Below are 18,700 nucleotides of genomic sequence, written 5' to 3'. Positions count from 1 at the left end.
ACATACACATAGATGAAATATTCCCAAAAATCTTTCTTTTTTATTAGGAATTGACGTTTTTATTATTTGTCTATAGAATGTATCGAAATACCTAAAGCTCGTATAGTCTTGGAAATAGGGTCCAAGAGTTTCTACCGAACTACCGTAAATAGTTGGACTACGAGGGTTGAACATCATTCATACTACATGTTTATTCTTCTTTATGTTCTCCCTTACATAGTCCTTCATTGTTATTCAGTTATACAATGAGAGGAGTCACATTCATGTCAAATACAAAAACAACCTTAAAAAAACAGCTTGCTGTTGCCAATAAAAAAACACCTGCAGATCTTGTAGTGAAAAACGGGAAAATTATCGATGTCTTTACGCTTTCCATCATTGAAGCCGATATTGCGATTGCTGATGGAGTGATTGTTGGAATAGGTCAATACGACGGGAATAACGTCGTTGATGCAAAAGGAAAATACATTTCGCCTACGTTCATTGATGGACACGTTCACATTGAATCATCAATGGTTACACCTAAAGAGTTCTCAAAACTTCTTGTACCTAGAGGTGTTACAACTGTCGTAACGGATCCTCATGAAGTTGCGAATGTTTCAGGGAAATCTGGCATTGAGTTTATGCTTCAAAACTCGGATTCCATTCCTTTAGACGTATTTGTGAACTTACCTTCAAGCGTGCCAGCAACTCCTTTTGAAAGCTCTGGAGCCGTCTTAAAAGCAGCTGACTTAGCGCCATTTTTCTCTCACTCTCGCGTGCTTGGATTAGCAGAAGTGATGGATTTCCCTGCTGTTCGAGATGGAGATGACGATATGCTCGATAAATTACAAGCAGCTAACGATGCAAACGGCGTAATTGATGGGCACGGCTCAGGGCTAGATGCCACGGGCGTTAACATTTATCGTACCGCTAATATTTCAACAGATCATGAATGCGTAACAGCAGAAGAAGCAATTGAACGTATTCAGCGCGGGATGTATGTTCTAATCCGCCAAGGTTCTGTTGCTAAAGATTTGAAACAATTGTTACCTGCTGTAAATGAACGCAACGCGCGCAGATTTTTATTCTGTACCGATGACAAACATCTAGATGATTTATTAACGGAAGGCTCTATTGATTACAATGTTCGTTTTGCTATTGAACTCGGGCTGGATCCGTTAATTGCGATTCAAATGGCTTCATTAAATGCCGCTGAATGCTACGGGTTAAAAGATAGAGGGGCGGTTGCTCCTGGTTACAAAGCTGATTTTATTCTGTTGGACGACTTAACTGATATATCTGCAGCACATGTTTATCAAAACGGAGAGCTTATTGCTGAAAATGGAGAGATGCTGTCTGTGCAAGAAGAACAAATTGATCTTCCGACAGAACTAATGAATTCTGTTCATTTGAAAGAGTTTTCTATTAACAAACTTACGATACCACTTCAGCACAATCGGGCTAATATTATTGAAATTAATCCAAACAGCCTGCTTACAAATCATATTGTAGAAGAAGTTCAAGTAAAGCAAAACGAATTTCAGCCTTCTGTAGAAAACGATCAGCTGAAAATGGCTGTTGTTGAGCGCCATCATCTAACAGGAAATATTGGTCTTGGGATCGTAAAAGGATTTCAGTTAAAAGATGGAGCGCTCGCTACTACGATTGCTCACGATTCACATAATATCGTAGCCGTAGGAACAAATGATGAGGATTTAGCAAAAGCAATTGCGGCAATTGAAGAAATCGGCGGAGGTATTGTTATTGTAAAAGATAATGAAGTGATTGGTTCCCTCCCTCTTTCCATCGGAGGGTTAATGTCACCTCACCCTTACAATGAAGTAAATAGCTTACTTAAGCAGCTTCACGGGGCTCTTCATGATCTCGATATCTCACAGAAATTCAATCCGTTGCTGACTTTATCTTTCTTGAGCTTACCTGTTATTCCATGTCTAAAATTAACCGACAAAGGATTATTTAACGTAAAAGAATTTAAGCATATCCCTGTTCAAGCATAAAATAAAAAGGACTCTTTCGAGTCCTTTTTATTTATACCCTTTAGAGGGGGTAGTTCGAGTTTTACGATTTTTATAATGACGATATCCTTCTTTTAACAGGATAGGAAAAACAGCGACTAGAATTTTTTTTACTATACGTCCCAATTTAAGGCACTCCTTTACGTGTTCTTACTTTACTATACCCAAATTGGACAGCTAAAAACGCAAAAAAGAGCAGGTATATCCTGCTCTTTTTGTATTACTTACCGATAAATTGTTGAGTCCAGTACGTAGTATCACCTTTTACGTATCCAACACCAATTTCAGTGAAATCAGGGTTTAGAATATTTTTGCGGTGACCGTCACTATTCATCCAAGCATTCATTACATCTTCAGGAGATTGCTGACCTTTTGCAATGTTTTCACCTGCAGTTGTATATTCAATGCCGAATTGTTTCATCATATCAAATGGTGAACCATATGTTGGTGAATTGTGGTCAAAGTACCCTTTGTCCATCATATCTTTTGATTTAGTGCGCGCAACGTCACTTAATTTTTTGTTAAGTGTTAAAGGCTTTAAACCTTGTTTTTGACGTTCTTGGTTTACTAAATCTACTACTTTTTGTTCAAATTGACTAGCATCTTTTGTTTGTTCTGCTTTATCAGTATTTTCTGATTGTTGAGCTTTTGTGTTTTGCTGTGTTTGCTCAGGAGCTTTTGCCTCTTCACTTTGCTCTGGTGCTTTTGCTTGTTCCTGTGGAGCTGCTTCAGCTTGATCTGGTGCTTGTGTTTCTTGCTGTGGAGCTGCTGCTTGAGCAGATTGTCCTTGAGCGTTAAATTTCTTTAATAGCTCGTCTACATTTATATTTTGTGCTGCTTGAGCATCTTTAATGGTAATTTGTTTTGGAGTGTTGCAATCAGGAGCTGCTGCATTTGCTTGTCCTGCTGTTAGTAATCCTAATGATACGGCACCTGCGACAGTGGCAATACGAAACCTTTTCTTCATGTTTGAAATCCTCCTATGTGATAATAAAGTTTTTTGTAAAACCGCAACGCATCTAAGCTTGTAGCAAGCCAACCTCGTGATGCATCCTCATTGTTGCACGAAAACTATGAAACTCGCAACGTCTTTTAAGCTACCAAAATTATACTCACACTTATGTAAAAAATATTTCGATTATATTACGCGACTTCCAGCTATTGATAGTAAAAGGTTTTCATATACTTTGAAAAACAGCTTCATCCAATGCGGTAATATAACTGTAAATTCCTCGTCAAAAACGTTACATACAAAAAAGGCGACAACAGAGTGGTAAACCACCCTGTTATCGCCTTTTACAGAAAGTTTTACTAATATTATTTACTTATTTTAAGACGTTTACTGATTCACGTACGAATGCTTCCATATCATCTGGTGTACGGCTTGTAACTAGTTGATTACCGCATACCACAACTTCTTTATCATGGAAGTTTGCGCCTGCATTTTTCAAATCAATAGCAATTGATTTGAAACCAGTTACGTCACGTCCTTTTAATGTTTCAGCATTGATTAGCAGCTGTGGCCCGTGACAAATAGCCATAACCGGTTTGCCTTCATCCATAAATGATTTTGTAAAAGCTACGACTTGATCGTCCGCACGCAAGATATCTGGTGAGAAGCCTCCGGGTAAAAACAATGCGTCAAAATCTTCTGGTTTTACATCGGCAATTGCTTTATCAATTGTTAATGTTGTTTCGCCTTGTTTACCTGTTACTTCGCCTGTTTTCACATCGATTTTTGTTAGCGTATGGCCTTCTTCTTCAAAGGCTTTGGCTGGATCTGTATATTCCACATCTTCAAATAAATCTGTTACTAATACTGCAATTTTCTTACTCATTCTAAGCAACTCCTTAATTGATTTGTGTACTAATGTTCTATAAATAAAATACCCGTACACTATTCTTTTAAACATGGTTTATGAGTAAAAAACTTTTCTACAATAATCTAAAAACACAGTGCAGGTTTTTATAAATCAGACATTCAAAACAAATTAAATGTCTGAAACGTCGTCTCTTCTGGAACTGGATACACATCTCTACCTGCAATTACGTTCAGAATACGCTGATTACGCTGAACGGATAAACCAAGATTTGTTGCGCCAGATCCGTGTGAATGTTCAATGTTAGTTAACGTAAAAAAGTGGTGGTTACGGGGTTGTTTAAAGACAAGCCGGTAATCTTTTGTGACGTTGAAACGCTTGTCATCTTCCCATTCGATATCATCTTTTATTCGTTCGATGAACGGCGAAATCTTTGGCTTATAGCCCGTGGATAATATCAAACGATCCGCTTCGTATTGAAAAGAGCGATCAGCCTTTAATTGTTTACACTCCAGCTCATATCCATTTGCTTTTTTATGAATGTCACTTACTTCAGTCGAAGCTTGAATCGTAACGGGTACTCTTCCTTTAAGTGAACGATGATAGAGTAAATCATAGATTTTCGTTAAGGTAGAAGATTCAATTCCGTGACGTAGGGGGTTTAAATCTTCTACCGTGCTTGTACGTTCCTCAAAAGCCAGCGAATGAAAGTAATCTACATAGTCTGGCGAAAATAACTCTTGAGCAAGCTTGGATTGATCAAGCTGAAAAAAATTAGAGGATCTTGTAAACCATGTAAGGTGGTAATGATGTTCAGTCTGTTCTTCTAGTAAATCCAGAAAAATCTCGGCAGCACTTTGCCCTGAACCAACGATCGTTACATGCTTTCCTTTTTGAATCTCTTCTTTTTTATGTAAATAGCCGCTGCTGTGTAAAATATGCTCATTTAGCTTTTCTTCAAAAGCCGGAGGCACAAGTGGAATGCTTCCTGTTCCCATTACAACGTGTTTAGCATTTACCGTTTGAATTCCCTCAGGTGTTTCTACCTTTACTTCATAATACTCTTCTTCATTTTTTGGTATCACGTCCACAACTTTTGAAGAAAAGTGGCAGGAAGATAGCTGCTCCGCTACCCATTTTGCGTACTCGTTGTATTCTTGACGCGGAATGTCAAAACGATTAAAGAAAAAGAACGGATACAAGCGCTTTTGCTTGTGAATATAATTTAGAAAAGAATAGGGGCTTGTTGGATCTGCAAATGTAACTAAGTCTGCTAGAAACGGAATCTGCAAGTCCGTACCGTCAATTAACATGCCCGGATGCCATTCAAATTTCTCTTCTTTATCAAAGAAGACTGCATCAATTTCATCAAGAGGCTCAGCAAGGGCCGCTAAGCCTAAATTAAAAGGGCCTATTCCTATTCCCACCATGTCATACTGCTTATTTGTCATCTTTAAACTCCCTTTCATAAAAAAGCTAACAGTATTGTCTACTGTTAGCTTTTTACCCTTTTTCCATACATTTATGCGGAAGGAGTCATACTCATTTTCGGGCCAAACGATTCATACATGATATTTTCTTGGGAAATGCCCATTTCATCTAGGCCTTCTAACACCATTTGTGTAAATGAAGAAGATCCACAAACATAATAATATGCATGTTTATCGCCGGCATATTTAGCTAGCTCTTTTTTAGTTAAGCGACCATACGTTATGTTTTCATCATGCTGATCTGTTTGCGCTTGACTATAGAAAACGTGCTGTTCAAACGTATATGTCTCTGACAACGATTGAAGCTCTCGTTTCATTGCATGAAACTGCTCATTTTTAGCACTGTGAATAAATGTTACTTCTTGATTGTTTTCCAATGCTTGATGAAGCATTGACATCATTGGAGTAATTCCTACACCTCCGCTGATAAATACTGATTTATTATTTTCTTTTAAGACAAAATCTCCTGCTGGAACGCTGACTTCAAGCAAGTCTCCTTCTTTCAATTGATCATGTAAATACGTTGACACGACCCCGTCTTCCATTTGTTTTTCTTTTTTCACCGTAATTTTATAGTATGGTTGGTTTGGATAGCCAGATAAGCTGTACTGGCGAATGGATAAATATTCTTGACCAAGAATTCGTACACTCACGTACTGACCTGGCAGAAAAGCAGGCAGTGCTTTTTGATCAGGTGATACTAAATAAAACGAGTACACGCCTTCTGCTTCTTTTACTTTTTTATGAACCATTAGTTTTTTATAATCTTTCCATCCTTTTTCTTCAGCTTCTTCATATAACTCTTGCTCCACACTTATGAATACGTCTGCAATGGCACCGTAAGCTTCTTTCCAAGCTTCCATAATCTCATCGGTCGCAGCTTCTTTTAAAACATCTTTAATTGCCTTTAATAAGAACTCGCCGACAATTGGATAGTGCTCTGCTTTCACGCCGATACTGCGATGTTTATGGGCGATTTGCTTCACAACTGGAAGCAGCGTTTCAAGCCGATCGATGTACTGCGCAGCGGCATAAACTGTATTAGCTAACGCCATTTGCTGACGTCCTGTTTTTTGATTTGTTTGGTTGAATACATTTTTTAAAGAAGGATACTGTTCAAAAAGCATTTCATAAAAACGAGTTGTGATTGCTTGACCATGCTTTTCTAAAACAGGAACTGTACTTTTTACAATAGAAATAGTTGTTTGTTTCATAACTTTCGCCTCCGAAAGATTCATTTTTAAAAGATATATTTTTAATACATCTTTATAATACTCATATCCTACTTAAAAAGATATATTTTATATACACATTTAAAGAAATGTTCACAAATTCACCCTGTCAAAAATGTGAGCATTCTTTCTGTATTTCTTAGATATAGACATGCTATTATAGATATATCAGCTGCTGATAAGAGAAGAGGTAAAAAGATGAGGCTCACACAATATACAGATTACTCACTGCGAGTTTTATTATATTTAGGCGTTCGCGATAATAATAAACTAAGCAATATAAAAGAAATTGCTGAAGCGTATAATATTTCAAAAAACCATCTTATGAAAATCATTCACGAACTTGGAAAACTTGGCTTAATTGAAACGATCCGAGGACGAAACGGCGGTATTCGTTTAGCTCAGCTTCCAAAAGACATTAATATTGGCAAAGTGGTACGTCAAACTGAAGAAGATTTTCATATTGTTGAATGTTTTGACCGTGAAGGAAACTTCTGCATTATTAGCCCCGTCTGCAAGTTAAAAAGTGTTTTGCATGAAGCCATGCAAGCCTTCATTAAAGTGTTAGATCAGTATACATTAGAAGATCTAATCCAAAATAAAGACGAATTAAACCTCCTCCTCCTATCTCAAAAAAACGAGGAATGAACAAACTAAAATTCACCTGAAATCATTCTCGTTTTTTTGACCTTTTTCCCTTTCATCATAAAATAAAAGATGTTACAATGAGGCACGTATTGGAAAGACAAGATGTCTCCATTCGAGCAGACAATGAACCTCATTCTGTTCATCCTAAAAAATGACGAAAGGGTGTTTGAGTATGCACGTAGGAAGCAAAGGTTGGTATGTTGAGGAACTTAAAAAACGAGGAGTTCGCAACCATGAAGGCCGCAAAGTGGAAAAGTACAAAACATATGTACTTGCTAACTTGCTTGATAAACACAAAAATTAATTAACGTGTAATAAGAGAGTACAAATTTGTACTCTCTTTTTTGTTCATTTAATAAGCAGCGTCTTGATAAAAATAATTTGGTGATAATACTTTATTTTTATAAGGCTTATGAAAAATATGTGTGGTAGCTGGTGAAACCGGTGGGATTAACCATGTCCAGTTCCCAGTCACTTCCCGGCCATTTTTTTGTTCTCTTTCTTCAAACAAGTGAAATTGCTGAGCAGCCGTGTGATGGTCTACAATGCTAACGCCTTCTCGTTTAAAAGAAGAAAGCACTGCAACGTTTAATTCCACAAGAGCTTTGTCCTTCCAAAGCGTAGCATTATAATTCATGTTCAATCCCATTATAGAAGCTACTTTTGGAAGTTGATTATAGCGATGCGTGTCCGCTAAATTTCGGGCACCAATTTCAGTCCCCATGTACCATCCATTAAACGGTGCTGCGACGTACTCAATCCCTCCAATTTCTAGCTTCATATCTGAAATCATTGGGACAGCGTACCATTTTAACTGTAAGTCTTCAAATTCAGGAAGTTCTGGATGCGTAATAGCTACTTCCTTCACTAAATGTTTTGGAATCTCAAAATATCGAGGCGACTCTTCATTCACTTGCAGGACAAGAGGAAGAACATCAAAGTGAGTTCTCTCACCTTCCCATCCTAATTTTTGACAAACTTCCGTGAACGCAACAGAATCAGGGTCTCCTATCATACCATATTCCGTCTCATACCCAGCATAGCGGATTAGCTGATGATTCCATATCCTAACCGGTTCTTTTGCCTTCATTTTTGGTTTAAACACCGTAATAGTAGGACGGATTTTCCCGTCATTTGTTGCATATTCAATATGATGAAAAAGGGCGTCTCTTACCTCTTCAACTGTGATCGCCTCTCGCTTATCAAATACATTAAGCGATTGCCAAAATAGTCGTCCGATACATTTATTGCTGTTTCTCCAAGCCATACGAGCTCCGTGCTCTAGCTCTTCAAATGTATGATCATAATGTCCGAGTGACATAATTTGCTGATGAATTTCTTTTAACCGCTTATTTTTATCCGCTTCGCTTTTTTCAAGTTCAGCGTAACACGTCTCTATAAATACACGTGCTTGTTCAAATAATTCTTCTTGCTTCAACGTTTGTTCCCCCCTAGAAGAACAGATTTCATTCTTTTCGTTCAAGAAAAGCAAGTTTCAGTATACCATTCTCATAGCGGAAACGCGCATCATAATGCTTTAATAGCCTCTTTCAATATTAACCAAGTTAGAAGTCAATTCGCCCTGCTCAACTTTTTGCAGCGTTTCAACAAAGCATTCGACGGCTTCTTCAGGCGTAGTCACCGCTGAAATATGAGGTGTTATGATGATATGTGAATGATTCCACCAAAAGGATTCTTTCGTTAACGGCTCCTGTTCAAACACGTCTATGTATGCTTTTCGAATATGTTTTTGCTCAATAGCCTCTACTAACGCATTTTCATCTACAGTTGCTCCTCGTCCAACGTTTATAAAGTATGCATTTTCAACTAAATTCATCCATTTTTGATCAAAGTAGCTTTTTGTTTCACTCGTTAATGGCATGGTGCTAATAATCCAATCCGCTTCTTTTAACAATTCTTTTTCTTTTGAAATGGAGAAGACTTGATCAAATGAGGGCTTTTCATTTCCATTTTTAGATACGCCTATCACTCGTACACCAAAAGATTTTAAAACAGCGGCAAGACGTCCGCCGATTTCACCTGTTCCATAAATTATGACCGTTTGAGTAGAAAGCTGCTGAGGCTCTATCACTTTCCACTGCTTTTGTTTTTGCTGATGCTGAAACTGTGCGTGGTGCTGAAGTTCAGCTAGCATATAGCTAAGACAATATTCACTGATTCGCTGACCGAATGAACAAACCGTACGTGTTAACATCACGCTCTTTTTCCAATTCCCACTTTCTAAGAACCGATCGACTCCTGCGCCGAGAGAATGAATCCATTTAAAGCTATGATCTTCAAAGCAATTCGTTGGACCGAAGGATAAAAGCGCATCAGCCCAGTTTAAATCTTCCATTGTAACGTCTTGCTCTTCCATAAACCGAAACGTCTGTGTGAGCTTCTTTTGATTGATTATCTCCTGCAGCTCTTTATGCATTCTTCCTGCCACTAGTATCGTATGAATCTTCATTTCTTTTCCCCCTGGCTTTTTGTTCTTCTATATACTCTATTTGAATGATCCGATATGACCGGCCCTTCGTCATGAAGGATTTTCTATATTGATATATATAGTATGAATGAAGTGAAAGGAAGACGCGAGTGAATTTTATATGACTTTCCAGGCTGGAAAACTCATATGGATTTATGTATATAAGTTCGCTATAATCGTTATGAATCAATTTGTTTATAACGAAACGTACGATAGATATTTTAAAAGAAAAGGTGTGTCAGCATGAGTGTATTAAACGTAAAAAATCTAAGCCACGGTTTTGGTGACCGTGCGATTTTTAACGATGTATCATTTCGATTGTTAAAAGGTGAACACGTCGGCTTAATTGGAGCAAACGGCGAAGGTAAATCAACATTTATGAACATCATTACAGGCAAACTAGAACCGGATGCGGGAAAAGTAGAATGGTCTAAAAAAGTGCGCGTCGGCTATTTAGATCAGCACACAGCATTAGAGCGCGGTCTTTCTATTCGTGATGTACTAAAAAGTGCTTTTCAATACCTATTTGATTTAGAAGCTCAAATGAATGGACTCTATGAGAAAATGGCCGATGTATCACCAGAAGAACTTGAAAAACTTTTAGAAGAAGTCGGTACACTTCAAGACCTCTTAACAAACAATGACTTTTACGTTATCGATGCAAAAGTCGAAGAAATTGCACGCGGATTAGGATTAGAAGATATCGGCTTAGATCGTGACGTACAGGATTTAAGTGGCGGACAGCGTACAAAAGTATTGCTAGCCAAACTGCTGCTTGAAAAACCAGAAATTCTTTTACTTGATGAGCCTACAAACTACTTGGATGAACAGCATATCGAGTGGCTACGACGCTACTTGCAAGAATATGAAAATGCCTTTATTTTAATTTCTCACGATCTTCCATTTTTAAATAGCGTGATCAATTTAATTTATCATATGGAAAACCAAGAGTTAAATCGCTATGTAGGAGACTACGACGATTTTATGAAAGTATATGAGATGAAAAAACAGCAGCTTGAAGCAGCTTATAAAAAACAACAGCAAGAAATGGCAGATTTAAAAGATTTCGTAGCGAGAAACAAAGCCCGCGTGTCGACACGAAATATGGCCATGTCCCGTCAAAAAAAGCTGGATAAAATGGAAGTAATTGAACTAGCTCAAGAGCGTCCAAAACCAGAGTTTAACTTTAAGAGTGCTCGTACTTCAAGCAAATTAATTTTTGAAACATCTGATTTAGTCATTGGATACGAAGAGCCGCTTTCTAAGCCACTGAATCTAAAAATGGAGCGAGGTCAAAAGATTGCCCTTGTAGGAGCAAATGGAATCGGGAAAACAACTCTTTTAAAAAGTATTCTAGGAGAAATCAAACCGATTTCAGGCTCTGTAGAAAAAGGCGATTACCAGCATATTGGCTATTTCGAACAAGAAGTTAAATCAGCTAACTACAATACGTGTATTGAAGAAGCATGGAACGAGTTTCCTCACTTTACCCAATATGAAATTCGTGCAGCGTTAGCTAAATGCGGCTTAACAACCAAACATATTGAAAGTAAAGTAGAAGTTCTAAGCGGTGGAGAAAAAGCAAAAGTCCGTCTATGTAAGCTGATTAACAATGAAACCAACATTCTTGTACTGGATGAGCCTACAAACCACTTGGATGTAGATGCGAAAGATGAATTAAAACGAGCTTTAAAAGAATACAAAGGAAGTATCTTAATTATTTGTCACGAACCTGAATTTTATCAAGATGTAGTCACAGACGTGTGGAACTGCGAATCTTGGACGACTAAATTATTTTAAAAAAACGGGTTAAAAGAGGCATATCTTTTAGAAAAAGTGGGAATGATAAGATTAAGTTCCCCCCCCTTTGTGTGAGTAGCCATTTTTTAAATGGTTACTTTTTTTATGTATAGTCCTTTAATAAAATGGCTATATTGTATCTATACTCCCTAAACCCAAAAAGACCGCTGCAGTGATGCAGCGGTCTTTTCGTTGTCATGGTTTCATCTGTAGCCAGCTATCAAAATGATGAACAGCTATACTGCTTGGAGGGTTTTTAGCTTGACACTTCGTAAGCAACATACCCAGCTCTTGCATCATCTCTTCTTCTCCTTTAGCAGAAAAAGAAATGTATTCCCCTTCATCTGAGGCCATCGTTTCTACCCCTATTTCAATCGGAGTAGATAGTACACGTCCCCACCTGCGTTCATTTTGCGTTATGTCAGCAATACCGTCTTCTTTATCTGCATGGTTTCGGTACGACATAATTGTGACTTCATCAGCGTACTGAATAATCCAATGCCCCAGCGAACCGGAACCGTTGCTATTTTTGAATGGAACTTCGTCAAACCAAAACGGTATATCTACAGCAAGCGGCAAGTGTAACTCATGAGACTGTACAGCGGCTTGAGAAATAACATATTGATACTGCAGAATACTTTTCGCTCGATTATTTTTCCAGCTTTTATACAAATACGGCTCTATATCTAAATGAACCCCTGAAAATTGCTGTTGTTCTTCCGCTTCTGCTTGGTAAGCTGTTATCCAATTAAAAAATGCGTCTTGCTCTTCTATACCAGAAGGCCCTATCCAAGAAGGAGCGCCGTCAAGTGCGTAGACATCTATACCCTGGACTTGCGCTTGTTGGATAAAATGCCTATATACAGAAGGTGAAAGATGAGCATCAATTTGTAAATAAACCTTTGTCACCTTTTTTTCTTGAAGTTTTTCACGGATAGCTTCTTGGTTCAACATCCATTTCTTTGTATCCCACACCCACGTCGACAGCGGTATATTCATCTCTGCATTCACCTTTGATCCACATCCTATTCCTTTCCCCATATTAAACAGCCATACAACCACCAGAAAAATAAGAACGCACTTGCTTTTCACACTCTATTTCCTCCTTTATACGAGCCAGAACTCATATAAAGAGAGTCTGGCAGCTTGGCAACTTTATGGTGAATTTCTCCCTTAGATCTGTAGCTTTCAGCAAACTCTCCCTTATCAATTTTTTCAGCCTAATCTTTATTTGTTCTAGCGGTTGCTTGATTTACTTCCCTGTATCTTTCTTATGGAATAAATATGCCTGCTTTGGATGGTTTGGCTGATTTGGATATTTCAACTGTAATTGTCCTTTTCGTAATAGCTTTGTTAAATAATTATTACGTACTCCATCCGGCGTTCTTTCTAGTAAATAAGCAAACTCTTTAAGCATGAGCGGTTTTTCTTTGCATAATTCAAGAATAATATGCTCCATCTGATTAGGCGAAAGCCGTTTTTTTTCACGAGCCAGCGCTGCAATATCCCATAGCTTCGTATCAATATCCTCACCATTCACTGAATTAGAAGAACCATCTTCCGATTCTTTATTATAGGAGCTTTGATAACTATTATAGGAGTAATCATCTTTATTGTATGAGTTAAGTTCACTATTATAGTAGTTTTCTTCTTTATTATAGGAGTTATTTTCGTTATTACATGAGTTTAACTCCTCTAATAAATCTTTATTATAAGAGTCTTTATTTTTATTATAGGAGTTATTTTCGACATTGTTTTCAGGTATGTTTTGATATTTTTCGACACTTTTAAAATTATTTCCCAAATCAGTTACAGACGTATGATAAGTGTCTTTTTCAGAAGAACTAATCTGTCTTTCTTGAGTGGACAGAGATAACGTGACTACCGTACGATGCATAGAAACATCTTGATCAACAGAAGGCTTTTTATAATGATGCAAGCTCCAGTTTTGCTTCACTTTTTTCAAGCCAGAGCCCGAACGTTCACATAGCCCTAGTAAACTGAATAGCTTAACGATATTCGGGTTTCGAAGCTGACTAACGGTTTTACTAAAAACTGAATCTGTAGGTACTAACAAAAGACCTGGATTAGAAAAAACGTAATGAGAAGGTTGCTTTTCTAAAATAACGCCGCCCTCGCCATTATAATCTGCATGAATAAGCATATTGATTAAAACTTCTGTTAAAGAGGAAGCGATTGACGACTGGGGTTCGCTATTGCGAACAATTTCATGAATATGGAAATAAAAATCGAAAATATTTCCTGACCACGTCCCGTCTTGAGAGGTAAAACGCTCTGTCCATTCTTCATTCCCTTTACTTTCCCGGTATTCCAAAAAGTATTGTGGTAAAACTTCTGTGATAATCCGTTCTTCACTGAATAAAAGCAGGCCTGCGAGCGTAACTCCTTCTTTATGGGTATCTCTTACCTTTCCCCATGCTCCTACTTTGTATAAAAACTCTTTTGTTTCAAGCGCATTCCAAGGATGAGCTGGTTTTACTTCAGCAAATCGATCCCGGTAGCTTTTGATCGTATCAAAATTTAATTCATTTAATCCATAGTGCTCTAGGATGAGATTATCTTGTAACATATTCAACTCTCCTATTATCTTTGTATATTTATTTAACAGCGCGAATATGCTGTTTCTTACCTCTTGTTACTAACGTACTAACTTTATTTATCTAGATGCCGCATAGATCCTGCTTCTGCCGCCTAATCTCTTCTACATCGATATATACACCTCATCTATTCTATCATTTTTTCTTTCTTCTCTCCTGCATTTTTCAATCTTCAACATAGCCGAGTTTATTGTGTAAAAGCTGTGGATATTTATCTTTATCCACAGCTTTTACACAACCTACAAACCCTTTTCTAGCTGTTTCAATATAAATTTGTTATAATACCCTTCATAACAACGGATTAAGTGAGGGATTACGTATGGAAAAAGCTACATTTGCAGGTGGATGTTTCTGGTGTATGGTTACACCATTTGAAGAGCTAGAAGGTATTCACGGCATTGTATCAGGATATATGGGGGGAACTGTGGATAACCCTACCTATGAGCAAGTAAAATCTGGCACAAGCGGTTATTACGAAGTGGTTCAAATCACATTTGACCCTGAAGTGTTTCCGTATAAACGTTTGTTAGATCTTTATTGGCCGCAAATTGATCCAACAGATGATGGAGGTCAATTCCAAGATCGAGGCTCGCAGTATCGAACAGCAATTTTTTACCATAACGATAGCCAAAAGCAGGAAGCTGAAGAGACAAAGCTAGAGGTCGCAAAAAGCGGACGTTTTAAAAAACCAATCGTGACAAGCATCCTTCCTGCCTCTGCGTTTTATGAAGCGGAAGAGTATCACCAAGATTTCCACAAGAAAAATCCAAAGCATTATAAAGAAGACCGCGCTAAGTCTGGTCGAGATGAGTTTATTCAAGCGAACTGGAAATAATTCTTATGTTCGAAACAAAGCCGCATAGCGTTTGCTATGCGGCTTTGTTTACCAATTATCTGTATAAGTTGCTGTTGTTGACGGCACGCTCCAATATTGCTGCGAAGGCTGCCATGCTTTTAACGAGCCATCAGCTCTCTTCACAATTGCTTTAAATTGAACATTTTGACTCGCAGGAAAATAGACGGTGCCTCTCCAATCGGCTGTAGATGAATTATATGTTAATTTAATTGGATAAAGGGACGTATCCCACTGACCTAGCTCAGCTCTGTCTCCAACAATATAAACCGTTTCTCCTACCGCAGTTGGCGCATTTTTCACTACAACCGTTTGCGCAACTGGTGTAACGCCCAGCGTATTTTTAAATTGCCCCATCAGCGTATCATTGTTAATGACATCGTAGAAACGAAGCAAAGTAAATCCTGCAAAATTATAGTTAAAGGCCATTTCAGCTGCTTTTTTATATTGATCTTCACTGCCTATAGTTAGAGCATTTTCCCCGTTTAAAACAATTCCTTTTGCATTCGCAATACCTGCTACTTGGCGTACAAGCGTCTTTGGCATAGAATATTCGGGATAACTTCCGCTGTCCGTCATTTCTAAGCACGTAAACGTTATATCTAATTTAGCTGTTTTAAAAGCGTCTAAAAGCGCATTGTAATCATTATATCCAGCAGGTTTTTCTGCAGCATGAGGAATCGTCGGATTATTATACTGCCAATGAATTCCCGCCACTTTTGCACCGATTGGTACGTTAAAGGTGGCATCAAAAGCCTGATGAGCTAACTGTCCAATACGTTTTGTGTGATCTTCCAAAGCTCCTTGATACCATGCTAAGAAATCTTTTCCATAAGCTGTTGAATAACCATCTTTTAAGAACTGATAGCCATCTGATGGCGGTAAAATTTGCGATGCAGAGGTTAAATTGGTTCCCCATGCCTGATTGACGCCGGCGAGTGAACCGTATTTAGTCAAAGCATATGATTGAAACTTGCTTTTGGCGAAGTTCGTATACACTTGAAATTTTCCTCTAGACGGATAGCCGGTTCCGTCTGCTGCTGTATAGGACGGATAACGAATTTCACCTGCAGGGCCTCCGGATAAATAGATTTTAGCAATCACGTCTTTATAAGGTGCTAACGCTTGCGCAAATGCCGTATAGAGCTCTCCGTATTGCTTAGAAATAACGTCAGTTGCAAGCGGGCTTAGCGTTTCTTTATTTGTCGTACCTGTTTCAGATTTAAAGTAAAGGCTGTCATCACTTTTTAAGTTCCATACCCAAGACGGAAGCGGAACGTTACAATCATCTCCAACATTACCGCCGCACTGATGAGTAGAAATAATAGGAACGATCTTTATACCTGCATTACGAGCAGCTTGAGCAAAGCGCTGAGCATAGGAAAAATCAAACTGCTGATCGCCGTTCTTCTCCATATCTCCCCACCAGAAGTCTACTGTCACCGCATAAAATCCATTTTGTTTCGCTTTGCGTAAATCGTTCTCAAACGCTTCCCATGTTGTATAGTCTGTTACCTTTTTTAAAGGCGCCATTAAGTAGGTTTTGTAACCAGGATTCATTGATTTTCCATCTACGGCAGCCGCTCCATTAAGTGGATTCAAAATGAAAGCGTTAACAAAAATGAGCACCAAAATAAAAGCCAACCCTTTTTTACATAGCTGTTTCATAGCTTCCCTCCATTTTTTCAAAATCACCTATAGGTATTCGGCGGATTTTAGTTTTTTCCTTTTTCTTTTATAAAAAAAGACGCCCCGCCAGGACGCCTCCTACATTAGTTCCAAATCTCATTCACCCATTCAGGATGGTCAATAAACGGATTGCGGTTATGCTGATAGTCTGAATAAATAATATCATTTCTGCGTCGTTCTCGATCATCTACTGGATCTTCGGCGTTCCATTGAAGAAGCACAGATAATTTCCCATGATAAGGAGCAGTGCCATTATTCACTGTGTTATTAAGTTCTAAGTCAGGCTCATCACTTACATCGCCTTCATAGCGTATGGCCATATAAAACAACATACGAGCCACATCACCTTTTACTTCATCTCGAGGTTCCCATGAATCACTGTCAAAATAATTTCCGAGTGCCTCGCTATGTTCCGTCCCTCCGTTATCAAAATCTAAGTTTCCTCTCGTACCATTTACAGACACATCGGTTGGACGTAAATGATGAAGATCTGTTCCAGGACCCATAGCTGTTCCAAAGTCCCCGTGAGACTTTGCCCAGACGTGCTCACGATTCCAATCGTCCACTCCGCCTCCATTTGTACTCTTACTCTGTGAACGCCCCGTATAGAGCAAAATAACGTTATTTGCGTTAGCTGGATCTTCATCCGTTTTCTTTAAAGCTTCCCATACGGCTGAATACGAAAGTTCTGTGTGATGGTCAATAATGTTATGAAGCTCTGTTTTTAAGGTGTTTCCTGTTTTTCCAGCTGCGGTACGATAATAGTCTTCTACTGGAACAGTTGGCTCTGTGGGGTCTGGAGTCGGATCAGTTCCTCCTGTTTCTGTACTGATAGAAGTAACTGATTTTATTCCTGGGTGTGAAAAGTAAGTGGTGAGTGTGCCCGTAACAGTAAGACTTTTCCCTTTTAACTCCGAGCGACTTTGAAGTCCAAATGTACTTCGCAAATTTGAAGGAATTTGAACGTATACCATCTTGTCTGTGTTGGTTTCATTTGCACTGTCAGCGAGAGCAAGTGCATAATCGTTTGGGTAATTGCTCGTAATAACTGTAGATGTGCCTGTAGGTTGACCTACTACATATCCTTTAACAGCTTGTACACTATTGTTTTGATTTTCAAGAGCTTGTGACACAGATAAAGATGCCGCTGCTTGACTAACAGGAGTTAAGCTCACTACAAGAGCAAAAACAAGCAGGGACATTACCCATGTTTTTTTACACAGAGCATGTAATCTCACTTTTTTATTCCTCCTTATGATAGGTTTAAAAACTCGTTTCCTTCCACCTCTTTATATTATTTTTTCACTGTGAATTCCCTGCCTGTTTTTTGTTAAGTTTTATAGTGAAAAAGATGTGTTCTTCTTTACAGTGGCGGCTGCTTTATGCGAAGGGTTATATTTTTAAAAGTCCACACTGGAAAAAGCATTATGTGTCTTTCTTTATATATGGTATAATCAACCGAATCGTAAAAGAGCTTATACCATTTCAGAAAATGAAATGATTTAAATAGAAATGAGGATTGTCTATGCTTAGTTTTGACGAAAAATTAGCTATTATTTCATCGTTTCCAGAGCTGCATCGAAAAGATGTATCTTTAGGACGCGTGAATTTTCATTATGAAGAAAGCGTGTACGATAAAACGGTTGTTGTGCATCATCTGCATCCTAACGGAAATGGATTTGTATATGCAGGTTTTTTAAAAGGATATGAAACAAATGACAAAGGTCTTGTGAATATCCGTGATTACACTGACGAAGATCTTCGATCAATTATTGAAGCTTCTATTGAATCTTTGTCTACCCTTCCTGATACAGCTAGAGAAGAAGCTATTGTAGGGAATGGAAATGAACAGCGCTGGAACGGCCCAGACAATGCAACGCTTTTACTTGTTCATGAAGATGACCTGTGGAATATTTATTCTGGCTTGAATTTAGAGGCAGCATTTTTATCTTACGAAGAAGCAGAAGATTATTTGTTTGAAGAAGGCTTCCGCCGCCTGTAAATTTACGTCTATACGCAAAAACCTCGCTGTTGATTAACAGCG

Annotated in this window: 16 protein-coding genes and 1 riboswitch; of the genes, 6 read left to right on the top strand and 10 right to left on the bottom strand. The window is 38.3% G+C overall.

Features of this window, described 5'->3' with window-relative positions:
• Positions 1–78 precede the first annotated feature (78 nt).
• A riboswitch (purine riboswitch) is annotated at positions 79–180 on the top strand.
• 83 nt (positions 181–263) lie between these two features.
• On the top strand, positions 264–2,000 hold the full coding sequence (gene ade, locus CEQ83_RS01770; protein ID WP_099330594.1) for an adenine deaminase: 1,737 nt from the start codon (positions 264–266) through the stop codon (positions 1,998–2,000).
• Positions 2,001–2,238: 238 nt separating this feature from the next.
• On the opposite strand, the gene CEQ83_RS01765 is transcribed toward ade, so the two are convergent.
• From CEQ83_RS01765 to hmpA, 4 genes are all read right to left on the bottom strand, one after another.
• Positions 2,239–2,985 (bottom strand): CAP domain-containing protein, encoded by a 747-nt coding sequence (locus tag CEQ83_RS01765; RefSeq protein ID WP_028412458.1) that lies wholly within the window; start codon positions 2,983–2,985, stop codon positions 2,239–2,241.
• Between the two features lie 358 nt (positions 2,986–3,343).
• Complete coding sequence (locus tag CEQ83_RS01760; RefSeq protein WP_013081517.1) at positions 3,344–3,856, bottom strand: type 1 glutamine amidotransferase domain-containing protein; 513 nt, start codon at positions 3,854–3,856, stop codon at positions 3,344–3,346.
• Between the two features lie 143 nt (positions 3,857–3,999).
• Complete coding sequence (locus CEQ83_RS01755; RefSeq protein ID WP_028412459.1) at positions 4,000–5,289, bottom strand: lysine N(6)-hydroxylase/L-ornithine N(5)-oxygenase family protein; 1,290 nt, start codon at positions 5,287–5,289, stop codon at positions 4,000–4,002.
• Positions 5,290–5,360: 71 nt separating this feature from the next.
• Complete coding sequence (gene hmpA, locus CEQ83_RS01750; RefSeq protein WP_028412460.1) at positions 5,361–6,542, bottom strand: NO-inducible flavohemoprotein; 1,182 nt, start codon at positions 6,540–6,542, stop codon at positions 5,361–5,363.
• Positions 6,543–6,758: 216 nt separating this feature from the next.
• Here hmpA and CEQ83_RS01745 point away from each other — a divergent pair, with 216 nt between their 5' ends.
• Positions 6,759–7,208 carry an Rrf2 family transcriptional regulator gene (locus CEQ83_RS01745; RefSeq protein WP_028410145.1) on the top strand — a complete coding sequence of 150 codons (450 nt, stop codon included), beginning with the start codon at positions 6,759–6,761 and terminating at the stop codon, positions 7,206–7,208.
• A 172-nt stretch (positions 7,209–7,380) separates the two neighbouring features.
• Entirely contained in the window at positions 7,381–7,512 is a 132-nt protein-coding gene (locus tag CEQ83_RS01740) for a YflJ family protein (protein WP_016762840.1), read from the top strand.
• 48 nt (positions 7,513–7,560) lie between these two features.
• Here the strand turns inward: CEQ83_RS01740 and CEQ83_RS01735 are convergent, their stop codons facing one another.
• On the bottom strand, positions 7,561–8,646 hold the full coding sequence (locus tag CEQ83_RS01735) for a nitric oxide synthase oxygenase (RefSeq protein WP_098999462.1): 1,086 nt from the start codon (positions 8,644–8,646) through the stop codon (positions 7,561–7,563).
• Between the two features lie 99 nt (positions 8,647–8,745).
• Positions 8,746–9,678, bottom strand: coding sequence for a D-2-hydroxyacid dehydrogenase (locus CEQ83_RS01730; RefSeq protein WP_098999461.1), 933 nt, complete (start codon positions 9,676–9,678; stop codon positions 8,746–8,748).
• A gap of 261 nt (positions 9,679–9,939) precedes the next feature.
• Between CEQ83_RS01730 and CEQ83_RS01725 the strand changes: the two genes are divergently transcribed.
• Positions 9,940–11,496 carry an ABC-F family ATP-binding cassette domain-containing protein gene (locus CEQ83_RS01725; RefSeq protein ID WP_028412463.1) on the top strand — a complete coding sequence of 519 codons (1,557 nt, stop codon included), beginning with the start codon at positions 9,940–9,942 and terminating at the stop codon, positions 11,494–11,496.
• A 195-nt stretch (positions 11,497–11,691) separates the two neighbouring features.
• Here CEQ83_RS01725 and CEQ83_RS01720 read toward each other — a convergent pair whose 3' ends face one another.
• Together CEQ83_RS01720 and CEQ83_RS01715 are read right to left on the bottom strand one after the other, a co-directional pair.
• Complete coding sequence (locus CEQ83_RS01720) at positions 11,692–12,588, bottom strand: amidase (RefSeq protein WP_098999459.1); 897 nt, start codon at positions 12,586–12,588, stop codon at positions 11,692–11,694.
• Positions 12,589–12,748: 160 nt separating this feature from the next.
• The gene (locus CEQ83_RS01715) at positions 12,749–14,086 is read right to left on the bottom strand and encodes an ATP-binding protein (RefSeq protein WP_028412465.1); all 1,338 of its coding nucleotides are present in this window, start codon (positions 14,084–14,086) and stop codon (positions 12,749–12,751) included.
• Between the two features lie 347 nt (positions 14,087–14,433).
• Between CEQ83_RS01715 and msrA the strand changes: the two genes are divergently transcribed.
• Positions 14,434–14,949 (top strand): peptide-methionine (S)-S-oxide reductase MsrA, encoded by a 516-nt coding sequence (msrA, locus tag CEQ83_RS01710; RefSeq protein WP_028412466.1) that lies wholly within the window; start codon positions 14,434–14,436, stop codon positions 14,947–14,949.
• 48 nt (positions 14,950–14,997) lie between these two features.
• On the opposite strand, the gene CEQ83_RS01705 is transcribed toward msrA, so the two are convergent.
• Entirely contained in the window at positions 14,998–16,635 is a 1,638-nt protein-coding gene (locus CEQ83_RS01705; RefSeq protein WP_033580731.1) for a family 14 glycosylhydrolase, read from the bottom strand.
• Positions 16,636–16,739: 104 nt separating this feature from the next.
• Positions 16,740–17,894, bottom strand: a complete 1,155-nt coding sequence (locus tag CEQ83_RS01700) for an endonuclease (protein ID WP_155016983.1) — start codon at positions 17,892–17,894, stop codon at positions 16,740–16,742.
• A 287-nt stretch (positions 17,895–18,181) separates the two neighbouring features.
• Here CEQ83_RS01700 and CEQ83_RS01695 point away from each other — a divergent pair, with 287 nt between their 5' ends.
• Complete coding sequence (locus tag CEQ83_RS01695; protein WP_155016982.1) at positions 18,182–18,658, top strand: hypothetical protein; 477 nt, start codon at positions 18,182–18,184, stop codon at positions 18,656–18,658.
• The last annotated feature ends 42 nt before the right edge of the window (positions 18,659–18,700 follow it).

This window comes from Priestia megaterium, from assembly GCF_009497655.1.
In the GTDB taxonomy this organism is placed as follows: Bacteria; Bacillota; Bacilli; order Bacillales; family Bacillaceae_H; genus Priestia; species Priestia zanthoxyli.
The sequence above is the reverse complement of the archived record's forward strand: the minus strand, read 5'-3'. Positions and strand labels throughout refer to the sequence as shown.